The organism is Flavobacterium wongokense (assembly GCF_021608265.1).
In the GTDB taxonomy this organism is placed as follows: Bacteria; Bacteroidota; Bacteroidia; order Flavobacteriales; family Flavobacteriaceae; genus Flavobacterium; species Flavobacterium wongokense.
In genome coordinates, this window is sequence record NZ_JAKIHP010000001.1 from 331,509 (window position 1) to 347,975 (window position 16,467).

The 16,467-nt window shown below is 39.2% G+C and carries 14 protein-coding genes and 1 tRNA gene; 10 read left to right on the plus strand and 5 right to left on the minus strand.

Going from position 1 to position 16,467, the window contains the following annotated elements; translation table 11 throughout:
• Window positions 1–68: 68 nt before the first annotated feature.
• The 3 genes from L1S31_RS01275 to L1S31_RS01285 all read right to left on the minus strand — a co-directional run bounded on the left by L1S31_RS01275 (window position 69) and on the right by L1S31_RS01285 (window position 2,030).
• Entirely contained in the window at window positions 69–1,139 is a 1,071-nt protein-coding gene (locus L1S31_RS01275) for a hypothetical protein (protein ID WP_236461096.1), read from the minus strand.
• Window positions 1,136–1,552, minus strand: a complete 417-nt coding sequence (locus L1S31_RS01280; RefSeq protein WP_236461098.1) for a hypothetical protein — start codon at window positions 1,550–1,552, stop codon at window positions 1,136–1,138. Before L1S31_RS01280 ends, L1S31_RS01275 begins: the two co-directional genes overlap by 4 nt.
• 112 nt (window positions 1,553–1,664) lie before the next feature.
• The gene (locus L1S31_RS01285) at window positions 1,665–2,030 is read right to left on the minus strand and encodes a hypothetical protein (protein ID WP_236461100.1); all 366 of its coding nucleotides are present in this window, start codon (window positions 2,028–2,030) and stop codon (window positions 1,665–1,667) included.
• A gap of 353 nt (window positions 2,031–2,383) precedes the next feature.
• Here L1S31_RS01285 and L1S31_RS01290 point away from each other — a divergent pair, with 353 nt between their 5' ends.
• Genes L1S31_RS01290 through L1S31_RS01315 form a run of 6 tightly spaced genes read left to right on the plus strand, consistent with a single transcriptional unit; the run spans window position 2,384 to window position 12,445 of the window.
• Window positions 2,384–5,221 carry a leucine-rich repeat domain-containing protein gene (locus L1S31_RS01290; RefSeq protein WP_236461102.1) on the plus strand — a complete coding sequence of 946 codons (2,838 nt, stop codon included), beginning with the start codon at window positions 2,384–2,386 and terminating at the stop codon, window positions 5,219–5,221.
• A gap of 6 nt (window positions 5,222–5,227) precedes the next feature.
• On the plus strand, window positions 5,228–6,598 hold the full coding sequence (locus L1S31_RS01295) for a hypothetical protein (protein WP_236461104.1): 1,371 nt from the start codon (window positions 5,228–5,230) through the stop codon (window positions 6,596–6,598).
• 10 nt (window positions 6,599–6,608) lie between these two features.
• A complete protein-coding gene (locus tag L1S31_RS01300) occupies window positions 6,609–7,400 on the plus strand; it encodes a hypothetical protein (protein ID WP_236461106.1) in 792 nt (263 codons plus the stop codon).
• A 38-nt stretch (window positions 7,401–7,438) separates the two neighbouring features.
• The gene (locus tag L1S31_RS01305) at window positions 7,439–8,593 is read left to right on the plus strand and encodes a hypothetical protein (protein WP_236461108.1); all 1,155 of its coding nucleotides are present in this window, start codon (window positions 7,439–7,441) and stop codon (window positions 8,591–8,593) included.
• An 11-nt stretch (window positions 8,594–8,604) separates the two neighbouring features.
• Window positions 8,605–9,420, plus strand: a complete 816-nt coding sequence (locus tag L1S31_RS01310) for a hypothetical protein (protein WP_236461110.1) — start codon at window positions 8,605–8,607, stop codon at window positions 9,418–9,420.
• A 7-nt stretch (window positions 9,421–9,427) separates the two neighbouring features.
• Window positions 9,428–12,445, plus strand: coding sequence for a tetratricopeptide repeat protein (locus L1S31_RS01315; protein ID WP_236461112.1), 3,018 nt, complete (start codon window positions 9,428–9,430; stop codon window positions 12,443–12,445).
• 51 nt (window positions 12,446–12,496) lie between these two features.
• On the opposite strand, the gene L1S31_RS01320 is transcribed toward L1S31_RS01315, so the two are convergent.
• Window positions 12,497–12,569, minus strand: a tRNA-Met gene (locus tag L1S31_RS01320).
• A 98-nt stretch (window positions 12,570–12,667) separates the two neighbouring features.
• Here L1S31_RS01320 and xth point away from each other — a divergent pair.
• The 3 genes from xth (at window position 12,668) to L1S31_RS01335 (ending at window position 14,789) form a co-directional block, all read left to right on the plus strand.
• Window positions 12,668–13,441 carry an exodeoxyribonuclease III gene (xth, locus tag L1S31_RS01325; RefSeq protein ID WP_236461113.1) on the plus strand — a complete coding sequence of 258 codons (774 nt, stop codon included), beginning with the start codon at window positions 12,668–12,670 and terminating at the stop codon, window positions 13,439–13,441.
• A gap of 107 nt (window positions 13,442–13,548) precedes the next feature.
• Window positions 13,549–14,232, plus strand: a complete 684-nt coding sequence (locus L1S31_RS01330; protein ID WP_236461115.1) for a DUF4383 domain-containing protein — start codon at window positions 13,549–13,551, stop codon at window positions 14,230–14,232.
• 104 nt (window positions 14,233–14,336) lie between these two features.
• On the plus strand, window positions 14,337–14,789 hold the full coding sequence (locus L1S31_RS01335; protein WP_236461117.1) for a KTSC domain-containing protein: 453 nt from the start codon (window positions 14,337–14,339) through the stop codon (window positions 14,787–14,789).
• 83 nt (window positions 14,790–14,872) lie between these two features.
• Here L1S31_RS01335 and L1S31_RS01340 read toward each other — a convergent pair whose 3' ends face one another.
• Window positions 14,873–15,727, minus strand: coding sequence for a leucine-rich repeat domain-containing protein (locus tag L1S31_RS01340; RefSeq protein ID WP_236461118.1), 855 nt, complete (start codon window positions 15,725–15,727; stop codon window positions 14,873–14,875).
• A 216-nt stretch (window positions 15,728–15,943) separates the two neighbouring features.
• Here L1S31_RS01340 and L1S31_RS01345 point away from each other — a divergent pair, with 216 nt between their 5' ends.
• Window positions 15,944–16,432 carry a DUF1761 domain-containing protein gene (locus L1S31_RS01345; RefSeq protein WP_236461120.1) on the plus strand — a complete coding sequence of 163 codons (489 nt, stop codon included), beginning with the start codon at window positions 15,944–15,946 and terminating at the stop codon, window positions 16,430–16,432.
• Window positions 16,433–16,467: the final 35 nt, after the last annotated feature.

The following is a 16,467-nucleotide window of genomic DNA, read 5'->3' on the forward strand; positions in this document are numbered from 1 at the left end:
ATGAAATGCAGCCTCTACTAATCACAAAAGGCTGCCTAAAAGCAGCCTTTTATATGGAACAGGCAATGCTAGTTGGTAATGGCATTGTTGGTGGTGATACCCCATTTGATTCCGATGATGGAAACCAAATTATCCGAGCCTTCAAAATTTTTGCCAAAACCTCCATTAAGGACCAACTGATCGGTAAGCTTGTATTTGATATTACCTACAGAGCGGTAATTATCCTCCTGTTTGGTCCTTTTAATGTATTCATATCCAAAAGAAAGCCTATTAAACTGAAGCTCCACTTTGGCTCCGATATCGGTATCTTCAGTTCGTGTGTAACTCATCGAAGCTGCATCGTAGGTCATTTTGTCTACTAAAAACCTTGCGTACTGGTACAAACAAATATAGTTTTTCTCACCGCCGAGGGTAATGTTTTCATTTAGGGTCGCCCAGGCACCAAACCTTCCAAAGTTTGCTTTACCTGAAAACTCATTCATAAAAAAAGTATCGTAGGCAGCTGCCACATCCAAAGACAGGAAAGGTTTTAAATTCTCCAGCTCTTCATTGGCATCATAAACGGCTGAGCTTTCCTTGATGTAAGCAGGGTCTTTTGACATTTCGTCTATTTTGGCCTTATTCCATTTATTGTATTCGGCACTTCCGGCAGCAAAAGGATTCGCGGCAATGTTTAAATCTGTATTCAACTTTTCGGTAAACGCTTTCAGTTTGGCCTTTAAGGAAGTAATGGCTGCCAGTTTTTCTTTTGAATTAATGGTAATCAGATTGGTCCGGATTCCTGCAGAAACATTTTGGACGCTGTCTTTTTTAATGGTCGCTATCGAAAGGGACAGGTTTTTCCAAGGTTTGGAATAGGCTTTCTTTTCCTCTTTGTCAAAATAGTTATTGATGGTTTTGTATTTGCCACTAACCAGCCAATAAGGGCTGAATTCCAATGCAACGTCATTCGAACCCAGCGCATTGAGCAAGCCAAGGGTAACCGCCTGTGGCGTACTTGGATTTTCAATCGAGGTCGGGGTAAAATCCATCAGCGTAAATGCCGGTGAAGTCGGCACTTCCAAATCACTAATTTTAATTTCCTGTGCATATCCAATGCTACAGGCTATAATGCTGAGTACTGTAAATAACTTTTTCATTGTATTTCTATGACTTTAGTTAGTAATGCTATTTTTTTGTTTGCGGATAAAACGATTTCCGTTTTCACACCTTTGTAATGTTTGGATTTGTAAAATTCACCCGGCACATCATCATCTTCAACTAAGTGGTAGTTGATTTCAAAAGTCTTTAAGAAGGCGTCAGGGTCGGCTTTCTTTTGAAGGTCTAAATAGGTTACGATAACCAATCGGTTGGTTGACTGGAAAAAACTGGTTGCACCCACTTTTGCAAAGGGTATCAAACCGCTACCCGGCTGTGAGTCGAGTATGATTGTTTTTGCATTGGTAGCGATTAATTCGCTCATTACCCAGGTTCTGGCAAGTTCTGTAAAATTGAAGCCTACTTCAATGAAAAGGTCAGAATTTGCGGGGCTTACTGCTTTAAAGATTTCCATAAAAATATAGTTTTGCTGCCTACTCTATAAAACCCTTTTCGGCGTACGGGCATATCGTTTGATTTGGATTTGGCCGGCTTAAAGGCGGCTTAAAAAAGTAAATTGGTCACCCTTATTTTTTAACAGCCCCGTCTTTTTCAAGCGGAACTACCGCAGGAGGGGTTTGGGAAGCATTGAGTTTATTTTTCAGGGTATTGAAGATGCCTTCAATGAAATCGGCACCGGCATAGCCTGCAGCAACAATGGTGAACCATAGTTCCCTGTTTGCGATTGTCATTTCTTCCGCCTTCGGTGCTTTGATAAGCATCGCTAGTGCACCGGCAATGAACCCTATAACCAATCCCTGGGAAAGCTTGCCTGCCATCACAGGCTTGTTTGGGTCTTCTTTCCCCATTCCGATAATAAAACGGATTCCCTGGCCCATCATGCCCAGAACCCCACCAGTGACAATTGCCACTAATAATTGAGTTGTTTCCATACATTTTGTTTTAAAGTTGATATCCAAAAGTACAGTGGGCATTCCAAGGTTTTATTAGGTAAATGCCTCAACCTTAGAGGTATTTTACCTAATTGTGCAGCTGTAGGAATTAGGGAAAATACTAATGGGAATTAGGGTTTTACCCAATGGAGTTGCGTAGTTTTATAAGGAACTTTGGAAATATAAACGAACCGTGGCTTTAACAGGAATCGGTTTATTTAAATGTTTTCATTGGAATTAGAATATTTTACATTATTTTAGTAAAATCTTTGCCAATATTGTACCCAAATCTAATCTTAACCTATCCATAATCTGGATTATATGTTAATGTATTAAATTTTTACAATTTTATTATGATTAGAAAAATACAAAAGGCAAGAAGTACATTATTGATGTCCTGCAGAGGAAAGTGCGTATGCATCATCGTATTGCTGTTGAGTTTAACCAATGGCTATGCACAGGATTTGATTTATGCCCAGAATGGCGAAACCATTAAATGCAAAATCCAGAAAGTAGATGTGGGTTACGTTTCCTATAAGGATTTTGGCCTTCCCGATTCCCAAAAAAAATTCCTGCTCAAGGATCAAATCATCAGGATAAAATATTCTGATGGGCATGAAGAAAACTTCAAGGCAGAAAAGGAGACCATCACAGAAGAAACACCCGTAAAACCAAAGGAAAATGTAGTCCTGGACTATGATGTCATTTATACCACAGAAAAGGAACAGTTAAAAGTCATAGTAAAGGAAGTTGATGAAAAAAGCATCAATTACTCTAAGGTAGGCGAAACCGGTGTTGATAAAATCGACATCTCGAAAGTACTGGCTATACGTTACAGCAATGGTTTTGAAGAATATTATGCCCTGCCGGAAACACTCAAGGAAACACTTATTGCAGAAAAGAAGGCCGACACCACAACTGTGGCGCTGGTCCGTAGAAGTGATTTGATAAAACTGCGCAACGGAAACGAACTCAATGTAAGGGTTGTTGAGGTTGACGAAAACAATGTTAAATATGCCGATGTAGGCCAGTCGAATGCACAGGGCACTTCCATAGCCATAAATGACATCCTCAAGATCACCTATGCCAACGGTTATGAGGAAGTTTATACGCAGTTTACCAAACCGAGCCTGACCGCTGAAGCACCTAAGGCAAAACCTGTTGCCGAAGCCAAAGTAAAAAAGGAAGCGAAAGAGAAAAAGAAACGTAAGGAAAAGGAAAAATCGAAACCGGAAATACAACCGGAAGCTGTAGCAGCCACTGAAGCCCGGGATGTATATACAATGCCGTATGACGAAGCCAGCAAAAAGCATCATTATACCGTAATGGAGGAAGCCTTAAAGGCACCTTCTGAAGTGCAATATTTGGAATTAACGAGAATGCAGTTCAAGAATTATCCGCAGGATATTTCCAATTTTAAAAATGTAATCGTTGTCGATTTAAGTCAAAATAAAATAAAAAGCTTCCCATTGGAGTTATTCGACCTGCAGGAACTCCGTTATGTATGGATGGACAACAACGAACTCCAGAATATTAAGGTTAAGGATATCGATAAGGTCAAACAATCCAATATCCGCCTCATTTCGATGGAACACAACCGCCTTTCCAAATTCCCTTCTTTTGTCTTTGGATTAAACAACCTGGAAGAATTAAAGCTCAATGAAAATAAGATCAGCGAAGTTACTTTGGATAAAAACACAGACGTTACCAAGTCTAAAATAGAATTCATCGAACTCAAGAAAAATAAATTAGGGCAGCTGCCATGGGCATTTGAAGAAATGCCTAAACTAATCAACCTGGATTTGTCGGGCAATAATATTAAAACCATTGAAAGCGACATCACAGGCTTTCAAGCATTGCAAAGCCTGAACCTGAGCAGTAATCCGTTAAAATCGATAGGGAAAAGCTTTTATAATCTGACCTCATTGGAGGAATTGAACCTCAATCAGACTTTGCTGACCACCTTACCCGATTCCATTGGTAAACTTTCCAAATTAAAATCACTGGTATTGCCGGGTTCGTTTTACAGGTTCCCTTCTGAATTTGGAAAGCTAAAAAGGCTGAATGAGCTTTACATTAATAACGGCAGTCCCTTAAATGCATCAAACTATACCGGATTTCCTGCAGCCGTTTACGACTGTACCGGGCTTAAGACTTTGAGCATTTCGGGAGTGAATCTTTATTCGGTTGGCCCGGACATCAGCAAGCTTAAAAGAATGGAAAGCCTCTACCTCAACGATTGCAAAATCAGCGAATGCAGTGGCCAAATTTTCTCGTTGCCCAATTTAAAGGTGCTGGATTTGAGCAACAACAAAATCAGCAAAATCGATTTCTCTTCCATGTCCAATTGGAGCCCGATTAAAACCCTCAACCTCGAAAATTCTTCCATTGATGTTGCGACAATACTGCTATTGAGGCGCAACCTGCCTTATGCAAAAATCAACTATTTTGATTCGGATTTTGGTTTGAATTTTTCCAGCCAGCCTTTGCCTGAGAAACTGCTTCCGGGCTTTAGGAAATTATTTGCCGCCTGCGACAAAAATGATCCTTCCGCCTATTATGAATTGGGTTCCTTCTTTAAGGACAACAAGGATTACGGATTGGCAGTTAAGGCATTCCGGGCTGTTGCCGAAAACCCTAAACTCGAAGGAACCGGTAAATCGATGGTATGTAAGTTAACCATAGCCGAAATATATGATGATGTAGACAATGTCAAACCCTACTCGTCACCTTACAAACGAAAAAAATATTCCGACTACACCGATTACCTCAATACCTCTTCCAACAACAAGGCGTATAAAATGTATTTGGAAATGAGTGACGTGTATCCGAAAGATGAGGTGGCGCGCAATGTAAAAAAGAAAGCCTGCGCAAGGGCCGCAATCATATCTAATGAAATTGCCGATAACCTGGTAAAAATATACGACTACAACAAAAGCGAGGTGGTCAGGCTGATAGGCGGTTCCGGAGACATGAAGAATGTAGCGGCTACCGGTGAGAAATTCATGAATGACAGTGCAGTGTATCAGGACCAGACCGGGATATTGATTGGTGGACTCGCAAATATCTTCGGAAAAGTTTCCTCATCCGTAAAGGACGACAAGGCGGAACGAATCAAAAAGGAAAATGAGCGCATCAAAGCCGAAATAGCAAGTTTAAGGAATACAGCGGATGTACTGCTGGCAAAATAGAATCGTATGAAATTGAATTTACCTATAAAGCTGATTATAATAGTGGCATTGATGTCATTGTCAAAAGGATATTCCCAGAAAGATTGTTATCCTGACTGTAATATAAAAATGGAAGAAGTTAAAAGCATGAGGAATCCAACCATAACAGGAGTGTTACCCGAGTGCAAACAAGAAATCCAGGACAGACTAAACCAGTACGCACAAGAAGATGCAAACAGTGCTAAACAGTTACGAAATGTTGCGTGTTCGTATGCCAGCGGATGGGTGGAAAAAAGTCCTGGCGCATGTAATGCCGGAGGACCTCCTCCCTGCTGTCCGATTGATCATTGGTATAAATCAGGAAATGCCTGGGATGCTTATGTGGCGCAAAACAAGGAAGTTTATGACAGGAGGAAAAAACAATGTGATGACATTAACAACGCTTGCATAAAAGACCGTGATGATCAAATAAAAGCTGAAAATGAAAAAAGGGAACAATTAGCACAACAACAGCAACAGGAAGCGCAGGCTAGAGCCGATGCGCAGGCAGAGGCCTGGAAGCAACAACAGGAAGCAGAGCGATTGAGATTGGAAGAGGCGGCACGACAGGCTGAACTTGCAAGGCTTGAGTTTATAGCTGAACAGCAAAGGATACAGGATCAGTTGAATACCAATGATTCCGTATTCAAAGATGCAATGAATCAAAACAATGCAGAGACACAGGCTAAGTTGGATGAATTTGACAAAAACAGTGGTTTAGGTGATATTGAGAATGATGATAGCAAAGGGTTTGCGGAAAACCTCTTAAATTCGGTGAATACGGAAAATGAAGGAGACAGTGCTTTTGGGACAGACAGTATTTTGAATAGCAAATATGCATTGGAAACCAGTGGTACATCTATTGGCAATGCAATCGAAGAATATACCACCAAAGTAGTTGATTATGCTAAAGAGAAAATTTCTGAAGTCAGTCCTCTTTTTGACAACGTCAATAAGGTTTATGATGCTATAGAAAGTTATCAATCAAATCTAAATGTTTTCAATAGATCAAATGGTGGAATAAAAAAAGAAGATGTTGATTTAATTTTTTCCTTTTATCCGAATTCACTAGCTAACGAACATCGCCAACAAAAACAACACGAAGCCATAGATTTGGGGGATGGCATTTCAAATGTTACAACTGCTATAGGGAGTGGCAGTGATGAAGATATACAAAATGAAGCCAATAAGTTCACTTCATATTTTACCGACACACCAAAAGTAGAAAGCAAGCCCTTAACTGCAAATGATTATAAGGTTGCAGCGAGAGCGTTTGTAGGCGGCGCATTGTTTATTGCTGCCGGAGGACCAGCCTGGGTGGCTATTGGAGGAGCAGCGTGGTATGTTTTTAAAAACTAATATTCTAAAGATGGATAAATCTAAAATACATATTTATTTACTGATTGTATTGGTATCTTTTGTCACTATCTCTTTTAAAAATGTTGATGGTTATAAATATAAAGCCTATAAAATCCCTGCCTCAAAAATTAGGTTGACTTCATTTTATGTAAACGATTTTGATCAGGTATTGGCGCCCATCGGCGGTGGAATCTATCTGATTAAAGAGAAAAACTGGTTTCTGCCTCCTTCGAAGGATTATTATTTCACATCCTTTGCTACCAACTTATCGGATTCTTCCTTTTTTGTATTTGGAAATACTCCTGACGCGTCAAAACTTTACTATATAAAAATTGAGGAAAAACAACCGATTCAACGATATGCTTTAGCCGAATTGGATTTGGGCAAATACAACATCATTTATAAAAGCAATATTGGTTATGTATGGGGCGTCGGAAAGAAAAAAAGCAAAATTGGAATGGTCACCGATAAAGGAATAAAATGGATTTTTGAAATAGAAGGTGTTATAAACCAGGTTCAGGTGAATGACAAATCAGAAGTTTTTTTTAGTATGGGAAATACTATCTATAACATAGCCAAGCAAAAAAAGGTGTTAGCTCTTGCCAGTAAAATATACGGTTTCGATTTTAATGACGAAGGTAAATTAGTGGTCAGTTACAACGAAGGCATAGGCATTAAAGATGGTGATTACATTGATATCGTTGCAACCGGTGCAGAAGGCCTGGTACAGTTTAAAAATAAAAAAATATATGTGTTGCCCCAAAATGGCCAATTCCTTTATGAGTTTTACCAAAGCATTTAAAAAATCAGTTTAAAACAAGAAAAATAACACCTAACAATATGAAAACTTTTTACACCCTAACGATCCTGTTTTTCAGTTTTACAAAACTAGCCGCGCAAGACGTGATTTATTTTACCGGAGGAACCAAAATTCCCGGCAAAATCACCGAAATCCTGCCCGATAAAGTAAAATTTAAAAATCTTGCCAACCCAAACGGGCCCATTTACAGCCGTAATACCAGCAGTGTGCAGGTAGCTTTCAATTCAACTGGTGATTATTTGGTTTTTTCACAAGCCAAACCTTCTTCAGATAAAGAAAAGGAGGATTTTATGAATGGCGGTTCCAAAGCGCGGAATTACGACATCATCATCGATAAGAATGGCGCTATCTTACCGGTCAGCATCAACGATGAAAGCGAAGGCGAATTGGTAGCCAACAACAACGGAAAAGATGTGATCTTCCCCAAAAAGGATTTGGTTTTCCTAATCAGGAAAAATGGAAACCATCAGATTTTTTCGGGTACTGATGAAGCATTGCCTTATCTGTCGATTGACAAACCCAAAATCAACATGATCCTGACACAGGGTTCACCAAAAGAGACAGCCAGTGAAACTCCGTCTGCAGCTCCACAAAGACAGGCTGAAACTGAAGAGCGAAAAGTGGAAGAGGTAAAACCGGCCGTTGCCCATGATGACAATGATTATGTTGTTCCCGACATGGCGCTTTATGGGTCAAAAGCTTTGCAGAAAACCAATGAGTTTGCAGGCTATTTACAAACAATAACATCCATAAATACCAAACGTGAAGCCGCTACCAAAAGCATCAATATGGCTTGCGGATTGTTTTTGACAGAAGATGCCAGGGTCGAAGTTTCCAATATCAGGACTGATACCAAAAACAAATACAAGATACGCGACTATCTGAACCGCTTGTTGATAAAAAGTGGCCAGTATGACAAGCTAATCATCGAGTACGCCAACATCAGCTATGCTTCCAAATTCAAAAAAGGACCAGACGGCAATTATTATGGTTCGGTGACTTTCGTGCAAAAATTCCAAGGGTTTGTTGATGGCAATCTTGTTTACGGAGACCAGACCAAACGAAACATGACCGTGGTCTTAAAGCATTACGAAAAGGCAGTCAACGGCGAAAATGTTTCGGGTTGGGATGTGTTTTTGGACGACATAGGAGTGGTTGAAACAAAAAAACTATAATAACAGCAACGATGCTCAAGAAACATTTTCAAATCCTTTTGATGCTGATTCCATTATGTGGTTTTGCGCAGGCATTTGAAACGGAATTTGAAACCAATTTTGCCTGGGAAGTCAAACAGGTCGACGAATTCATCGAGCGGTTCAATGATGCCGACCATACGCTGATTAAGGATTATAATAAAAAGTTCACCAAGTCGCCCTTAACAAGGGAAGCATTGATCAAAAGCCTTTTTGACAGCAAACGAAGTGACTGGAATTATGAGGAGGTGATGACGTTCATTACCCAGGTCACCAACGAAGAAGATCCCGAATACCTGGATTTTAACAATGAAAATTGGTATGCCAAAGTATCCTGCAACCTGAAATGGAAAGGAAAACTGCAAAAAGCCGTTTTGAAACTCAACATCCGGAACCTGGCAAATGGTGGCTGTAAATGGGTGCTGACGGACATTGAGGCTGATTTTTTAAAATTAAAGAATCCTGACGGAACAAAAGTAGTTGTTGTGCAGCCTCAAATTGCCACACCTACAGATTTTAGGAAATTCCTGAACCCGATAAGCCATACCAATGATTTTCTTGAAATAGACAAGATATCAGAAGATGCCGCAGATTTGGGGTATTATGTTGACAAATCTGAAAAATACAGCGACAGCATGTGTTTGTTCATAGCGGAATGCAGGCAGAACAACATCAAAATATTACATGCAAATTCTATTGTCTATACTTTTTCCCAGATTAAAGGCTGGCAGATCGAAATCAGGCAGTTCAACAGGCAGTCGAGAAATTCAGGCTGGCTGATTAGTAAATTAATAAAAACCCCTATATAAAAAACCTATGTTTCCAAGAATACCACTTAGCAAAACCATTAGTAACACAATCCTTGTATGTTGTGTTCTCTTACTTTCAATTGATAAGGGTTATGCCCAAAGCACCACTGTTGATAGCAGCGCAACTGCTACGGCCTCAATGGATATGGACAACATAGTGACCTTAAAGGATGGTAAGGAAATAAGTTACCAGGCTCAGGCCACGATTGAGAGCTTACAGAACTTATTGAATTATGTTACCTTTTCGGATAATGCGCCGAGTGAACTGGCTGAAGTATTGGCCAATAGTTATAAACCCTCGCGTAATCGTGTTTTCTACGATAGTAAAATCATCATTGAAGACGATTTGAATCCGGCTTCGGGATTGGGCAATACCAAAGACAGCTTTGCCGAAAACTACCTGAATGACCTTGATTTACAGTACGAAAAAACCACCGATGCAACCATCACGTTTTCAAACATTACCGTTTCGAATGTTAAAAAGAAGGATTATATTTTTGTAAAAGTGCGGTTTGATTCCAATTTCGGAAGCAAATACAAGCCGAATGACACTCCGTATGCAACAAGGCAGCGTGAAGCATTGATAAGGATGGATAAAACGGGAGCTACAAAATGGGAAGCGCTGATCATGGCGATTAGTTTTTATAATCCACAAAACCCTATTGAAGGCACAGACAATAACATGCAGATTGCAACCGATGCAACTTTGACCGCAAGCGTTGTATCGCAGGAGGATTTTGAAAAGGAAAAACTGGACTTCATAAGATTGCGCCAGGAAGAAGAAAAAAGGCGCATCGCGATATTCAATGAATATATGAATTTGGGTAGTGCCTATTCCAACAACAAGCAATATAAGGAAGCCCTGGGGTTGTATGAAAAAGCCAAAGAACTGCAGCCACTCGTTCCTTCACTCGACAAGCGCATCATCGACACCAAAAAACTGATGGAGGAAAATACCTTTGAGAATTTTAAAATCAAGGGAGATAAGGCAAAAAGCGAAAGAAGGTTTAATGACGCCATACTTTTTTACAATCAGGCAATACTTCTGAAACCCGACCAGGCAAATGCCATGCAGGCCGATTTGAGCCTGTTGACGCAAAAGCTGGCGATAATAGCTTTGCCCAATAACAAACTGCAGTCTGGTGATTTTGAAGGTGCAATTGAGGAATGCGACAGGGTTTTAAAAGAACACAAAAAAGAGAAAAACGAATTCCCGGAGCTTTTCTTCATCAAGGGAAATGCTTATATCAAATTGGGCGAAAAGACCAATGACAAGGATAATTTTGAGAAGGCATTAGAAAACTATAATGTGGCATTAACCTATTTCCCCAATTATAAGGATGCACGTTTGGCAAGGGTTGATTATTTTGTCAACAGGAACAACAATATCGTAAGTGCCATTACCGATTATGATGTTTTGGCGACCAATGAACTGGATGACTCTCCAGACAAACCGATGTTTTTTGTCAAGAAAGCCAAGCTCAAAGATCGCATATCCAATTCGAGCGGAGCTCTTGGTGATTATGACAAGGCTATTGCATTGAGCCCCAACAACGCAAGCATTTATTTTGATAAAGCGGAATACCAATACCGCCTGCAGCTTTATCCTTCGGCTCAGGGTAATTTTGACATGGCAATCAAACTCAAACCCGACTACGCCCTTGCCTATTATTACAGAGGACTGAATAACTTTAATTTAAAAAATATCCCGGCTGCGGGTAAGGATTTTGCAACGGCTGAATCGATAAGCTTATCGAAAGATCAGATTGCAGCAATCGAGTCGATAAGCAATGACTTCTTTTTGAAGGCAGAAGAATTCCTGCATTCACATGACTTTATTAAAGCAGACAATTTATACAATGAAGCTTTGGAAATCAGAAAGTGCAATGCAAAAGCGCTGCATGGCAAAGCCGAAATATTACTCATCAGAGGCACTGAATTGAGGAATAAAAATTCGGAATCGGGAACCGATGATTTTAAACAATCCATTGCATTGAATAAAAGGGCAATTGAATGTGACCCTAAGTTTTCCGATGCTTTTTTCAAGGAAGGACTGGCTCATAACAAACTTCTTGAACATGATCTTGCCGTAATTTCCTTTTCAAATGCCATTAAATCGGACAACGACAACACAGAAGCTTATTTTGAAAGAGGCAATACATACCAGATACAAAAAGACTATGCCAATGCAAATCAGAATTACAATCAGTTACTACAGCTGCTCCAATCAAGGCTCGAATTGGATGCTTATAAAAATGACAAATTATTGATGAGGAAGCTCAACGCCGACTTATCGCGGTCTTTTGAAATGAAGGGACAGTCGCAATACTTCCTGAAGGAATATCCTAGTGCGATTCTAACGCTGGACAAGGCAGTCGATCTTAACAAAAACAACCACAATGCCATATATTATCGAGGTTTAGCTTATTATGAATCCAACGAAATCACTAAAGCCATAAAAAATTTCCAGGAAGCCTATGGTTTCAGCCCACAGTTAAAATATTATTACAATTCCGCTAAAGCGAATTTTAAAAATGCCAACTACAAACTTTCCATAGCCGATTTTTCTACAGTAATCCGAGCTGATAGTACAGATGTTTTTTCGGATAAATATTATCTGAGAGGATTGAGCCTTTATAAAAACAAACAGTACAAAGAAGCTGTAAACGATTTTGAAAAATACAGCAAAACAGAATCTTCGAAAACCAATTCATCGTTTTATGTGTTTTATGGTTTATGCCAATTATTCATTGGCCAGGATTCGCCTGCAGAAGACAACTTCAACAGGGCTTTGACTTTAGATGCCAAAAATGGTTGGGCATTATTTGGGTTGGGTTGCTCAAATGCTAAGGCAGGGCAATATGATATGGCAATCGATCTGATTGAAAAAGCCTTTGCTACCAAATCCTTCAAAAAAAATGACATTGAGGAAGAAGAGGATTCTTTTTTGGCACAATTAAATAAGGTAAACGCCAACAAAATTAAATACAACGAGCTCAAGGAAAAATACCTGCCCAAAAAATAAAACCGGTGCGCATAAAAAAACTCCAACATTGCTGTTGGAGTTTTTCTTTAGTAGCGGGAACAGGACTCGAACCTGTGACCTTCGGGTTATGAGCCCGACGAGCTGCCTACTGCTCTATCCCGCGCTGTTCGGGTGCAAATATACAACGAAAATCTTATAAGTCAAGGAAAAAATTGAAAAAACTAATTTTATTATATTTTGTACCTTAGTAAAAAAAGGAAAATGAAGCTCGCGACCTATAACGTAAATGGTGTAAACGGAAGGCTCTCAGTATTATTGCGATGGCTTGAAGAAGCAAAGCCCGATATTGTCTGCCTACAAGAACTGAAGGCACCGCAGGATAAATTTCCGTTAAAAGCCATTAATGATGCCGGTTATAATGCCATTTGGCATGGACAGAAACAGTGGAATGGCGTTGCCATACTTTCCAAAGAGGAAATAAAGGAAATCGGGAAAACACTTCCGGGAGACGATAAAGATTTACAAAGCCGTTATATGGAAGTGCTTTGGAAAGATAAATTGGTAATTGCCTGTTTGTACCTTCCCAATGGAAATCCTGCACCCGGTCCAAAATTCGATTACAAACTCGAGTGGTTTAAACGGTTGCATCAGCGTGCAAAAGTCCTTCTCACATTTAATGTTCCTGTTGCTCTTGTAGGAGATTTTAATGTAATGCCCACAGAACTTGATGTCTACAAGCCCGAACGTTGGGTGGATGACGCGCTTTTCAGGCCAGAAGTACGCAATGCATTTAAAAAATTGGTTAATCAAGGCTGGACCGATGCCATTCGTGAACTCTACCCAAATGAAATCATTTATACCTTCTGGGATTATTTTAGGAATGCCTATGGACGCAATGCCGGATTGCGCATAGATCATTTTCTTTTGAATCCTGTCCTGAAACCAAAACTGCTTTCCGGTGGTGTGGATAAGAAAGTGCGGGGTTGGGAGAAAACCAGCGACCATGCCCCGGTGTGGATTGAAATAGCTATGTAAAGCATGCTCGTGGTCATGAAAATTATATAATCAGCTGTTCCTAATGATATAACATAGTCGGTTGTGCAAGTTATAACTTTGACTTATAACATTAAAACATTACTATTTTGAAAACAACAGCCACCACCGGAAACGATAAAACAACTACTGTCAAAAAAACGACCGTAAAAACTTCAACTGCCAAAGATACTTCGCATGGCAAAAGTTCCATCACTGACAAAAGTACTCCAAAGGTAAAAACAACAGTGCGCAGTACAACCATCAAACATCCTGCAACTGAGAAACTCACTGCTAAAAACACTACGGTTCATGCTGCAAATGCCTCAGCTAAAACAACTGCCGCTAAAGCTCCAATCCGCCGTAAAAGAAGTCCGCGAAAAGCATATGACTTCAATTCAAAAATTGTTCTTTACGAACATACTGGCATGCTGCTGAACGGCTTTATCATATTGGTAGGTTTGTTTATGGTTTTTGAAGGAATCCTTGGATTCCAAAGTGAAACTGTACTTACTATATTTACAACCAACACAACCCATGCTACAATCCATCTGATTCTTGGACTAATTACCATTGCAGTCGGAATGAAGGAAAGTGCTTTTGGATACTCGGTTTTCCTTGGATTGCTTTTGGCTACCGTAGGAGTGTTGCGTTTTATTCCATCGACTGCTCCTCTTGTGATTAACTACCTAAATGTAAACGAAGCCGTTGCCGTTATGAATATTTCTATTGGTGTAATTGCATTATTGCTTTCGTTTACAGATACCAAAACGTACCATGCGGTACATCAATAACATTAAATTGTTCTTAATTTTAGGTTTATGTATTTGATAACGATTATTTATGTTTACTTTTGCACCCAATTTAAAAAAGCGCTAATAGCTTATATTCCAGCAAAATGAACACAAAAAAGATCATTGAGTACCGCGCCTTATTGGGTGTTACCAAAACGGCAACCTTAAAAGAGTTGAAAACGATTTACAGAAACTGCATGAAGGACATCCATCCGGATACCATCCAGGATGAAGCGGAACGTTTGGCAGCAGAAGAAAAAAGCACTGAGATTATTGCTGCTTATCATTTCCTGGTAAGCATTGCGCCGGAAACACTTGAAAAAGGCAAGGAAGAATACACCCGAATTACAAGCACAACCAATATCGCTGATTTTTATTATGAAAAAGGCGTGCTTTATATCACATTCCTTGACGGAAGCGAGTTTGAGTACTTTGGGGTTTTAAGGCCAATTTATATTAAGATGGTCAATGCCGAATCGCCAAGCCGTTTTGCAAGAAGGCACATCTATAACGAATATATTTACAGAAGCACTTCCAAATTAGTTGCCGCTGTTTAACTAAAATTAAAAAAGGTCTTGATATTCTCAAGACCTTTTTCACCTAACAAAATTTAATTTTATAAAAACTAAAAACAAGAGTTCTATTCATCTGCTGCAAAAGCAGAGTTTTTATCGATACTCACTTTCAGGGTAGTCGCAACTCCCTGCTCATTAACCATAGTCATGTTAAGAGTATCAAGCTTAGAAAGGTTTTTAGAAACCAATCCGTTGAACATATTATACGAAATGTTCATTTCTTTAAGATTGTGTAATTTTTCAAGGTCGAACGGAACCTGTCCATCCATTTTGTTTTCAAATAAACTTAAGGTTTCCAATGAAGATAGGTTTGAGACTTCTTTATCTAATTTTCCGGTAAGCTTGTTACTGTTCAATAACAAAACTTTTAATGATTTTAATTGGTAGTAGGAAGCTGGGATTTGTCCTTCGATTTCATTGTTGAACAATGATAAGGTTTCAAGCTTTGATAAATTCCCAACAGCCACAGGCAATTGTCCTGTAAGCCTGTTCATGTGCATTTCAATTGATTTCAATTGGGTCGCATTTCCTAAAGCTTCCGGCAAAGCACCTGATACCTGATTGAATGCAACATTCAGTTTGGTAAGGTTTTTTAAGTTCCCGATTGATGCAGGCAAAACACCTGTAATATTATTTCTGAAAAGGTTTAAAACCTGCAAAGAAGTTAAATCACCTATTTCTTTTGGAAGCTCTCCGGTAAGATTGTTGTTTACTAATTTAATAGACACCACTTTATCATTTTGGATTTCTACACCATACCAAGTTGATGGCGAAGATTTTAAATCCCATTTGTTTGTCCATTGCGAACCTTTGGTGGCTTTGTTCAATTTGATCAAAGCATTTTTTTCAGTCGATGAGATTTCTGCAAAGCAGGAAACCGACGCCAAAAGTACTGTTACGTAGGTAAATAATGTTTTCATATCATTTAGGTTTGAGGGTTATGACGTTGTAAAACTATAAGAGTAGTCGTTTAAAAACAAAAATAATCGATGAAATGCACATTTACTATTATTTTTTATATATTTATCTTACAAATGTTTGTCAGATTCCTACTAAAATTGGAAAAATAGTTAAAAAAAAATCATTTAAATAATATTTTTTACATTTGGGACACTAACCAATTAAACCTAAACAATATGGAATTTAATTTTTACGCAGTTTTAGTCGCAATGCTTGTGACTTTAGTTATTGGATTCATCTGGTACAGCCCAAAAGTATTTGGAACGATTTGGATGAGGGAATCAGGAATGACCGAAGAAAAGGCCAAACAGGGAAATATGTTAAAGATTTTCGGATTGACTATTCTTTACTCTTTTATGCTGGCATTTATGATGTCTGCATTGACGGTTCACCAAATGGGTGCTTTGGGAATGATCGGTGGTCCCGATTTCATTGCAACCGCAAAACCATCCTTCTCTGCATTCATGAGCGATTATGGTACGGCTTTCCGAACTTACAAGCATGGTGCCTTACACGGATTCATGTCTGGGGTTTTCCTGGCGCTTCCTATCACAGCCATCAATGGTTTATTTGAGCATAAATCCTGGAAATACATGTTGATTAACGCAGGATATTGGATTGTCTGCATGACCATTATGGGAGCAATCGTTTGCCGTTGGGTTTAATTTAACATTTAATATAACTGAATCGCTCTACATTT

What these genes read in the sequence shown, in the direction of transcription:
- L1S31_RS01290 (WP_236461102.1), top strand. Translation starts at nt 2,384, where the DNA reads ATGATTAGAAAAATACAAAAGGCAAGAAGTACATTATTGATGTCCTGC.
- L1S31_RS01285 (WP_236461100.1), bottom strand. Translation starts at nt 2,030, where the DNA reads ATGGAAACAACTCAATTATTAGTGGCAATTGTCACTGGTGGGGTTCTG.
- L1S31_RS01335 (WP_236461117.1), top strand. Translation starts at nt 14,337, where the DNA reads ATGAACACAAAAAAGATCATTGAGTACCGCGCCTTATTGGGTGTTACC.
- L1S31_RS01280 (WP_236461098.1), bottom strand. Translation starts at nt 1,552, where the DNA reads ATGGAAATCTTTAAAGCAGTAAGCCCCGCAAATTCTGACCTTTTCATT.
- L1S31_RS01300 (WP_236461106.1), top strand. Translation starts at nt 6,609, where the DNA reads ATGGATAAATCTAAAATACATATTTATTTACTGATTGTATTGGTATCT.
- L1S31_RS01340 (WP_236461118.1), bottom strand. Translation starts at nt 15,727, where the DNA reads ATGAAAACATTATTTACCTACGTAACAGTACTTTTGGCGTCGGTTTCC.
- L1S31_RS01315 (WP_236461112.1), top strand. Translation starts at nt 9,428, where the DNA reads ATGTTTCCAAGAATACCACTTAGCAAAACCATTAGTAACACAATCCTT.
- xth (WP_236461113.1), top strand. Translation starts at nt 12,668, where the DNA reads ATGAAGCTCGCGACCTATAACGTAAATGGTGTAAACGGAAGGCTCTCA.
- L1S31_RS01295 (WP_236461104.1), top strand. Translation starts at nt 5,228, where the DNA reads ATGAAATTGAATTTACCTATAAAGCTGATTATAATAGTGGCATTGATG.
- L1S31_RS01310 (WP_236461110.1), top strand. Translation starts at nt 8,605, where the DNA reads ATGCTCAAGAAACATTTTCAAATCCTTTTGATGCTGATTCCATTATGT.
- L1S31_RS01305 (WP_236461108.1), top strand. Translation starts at nt 7,439, where the DNA reads ATGAAAACTTTTTACACCCTAACGATCCTGTTTTTCAGTTTTACAAAA.
- L1S31_RS01345 (WP_236461120.1), top strand. Translation starts at nt 15,944, where the DNA reads ATGGAATTTAATTTTTACGCAGTTTTAGTCGCAATGCTTGTGACTTTA.
- L1S31_RS01275 (WP_236461096.1), bottom strand. Translation starts at nt 1,139, where the DNA reads ATGAAAAAGTTATTTACAGTACTCAGCATTATAGCCTGTAGCATTGGA.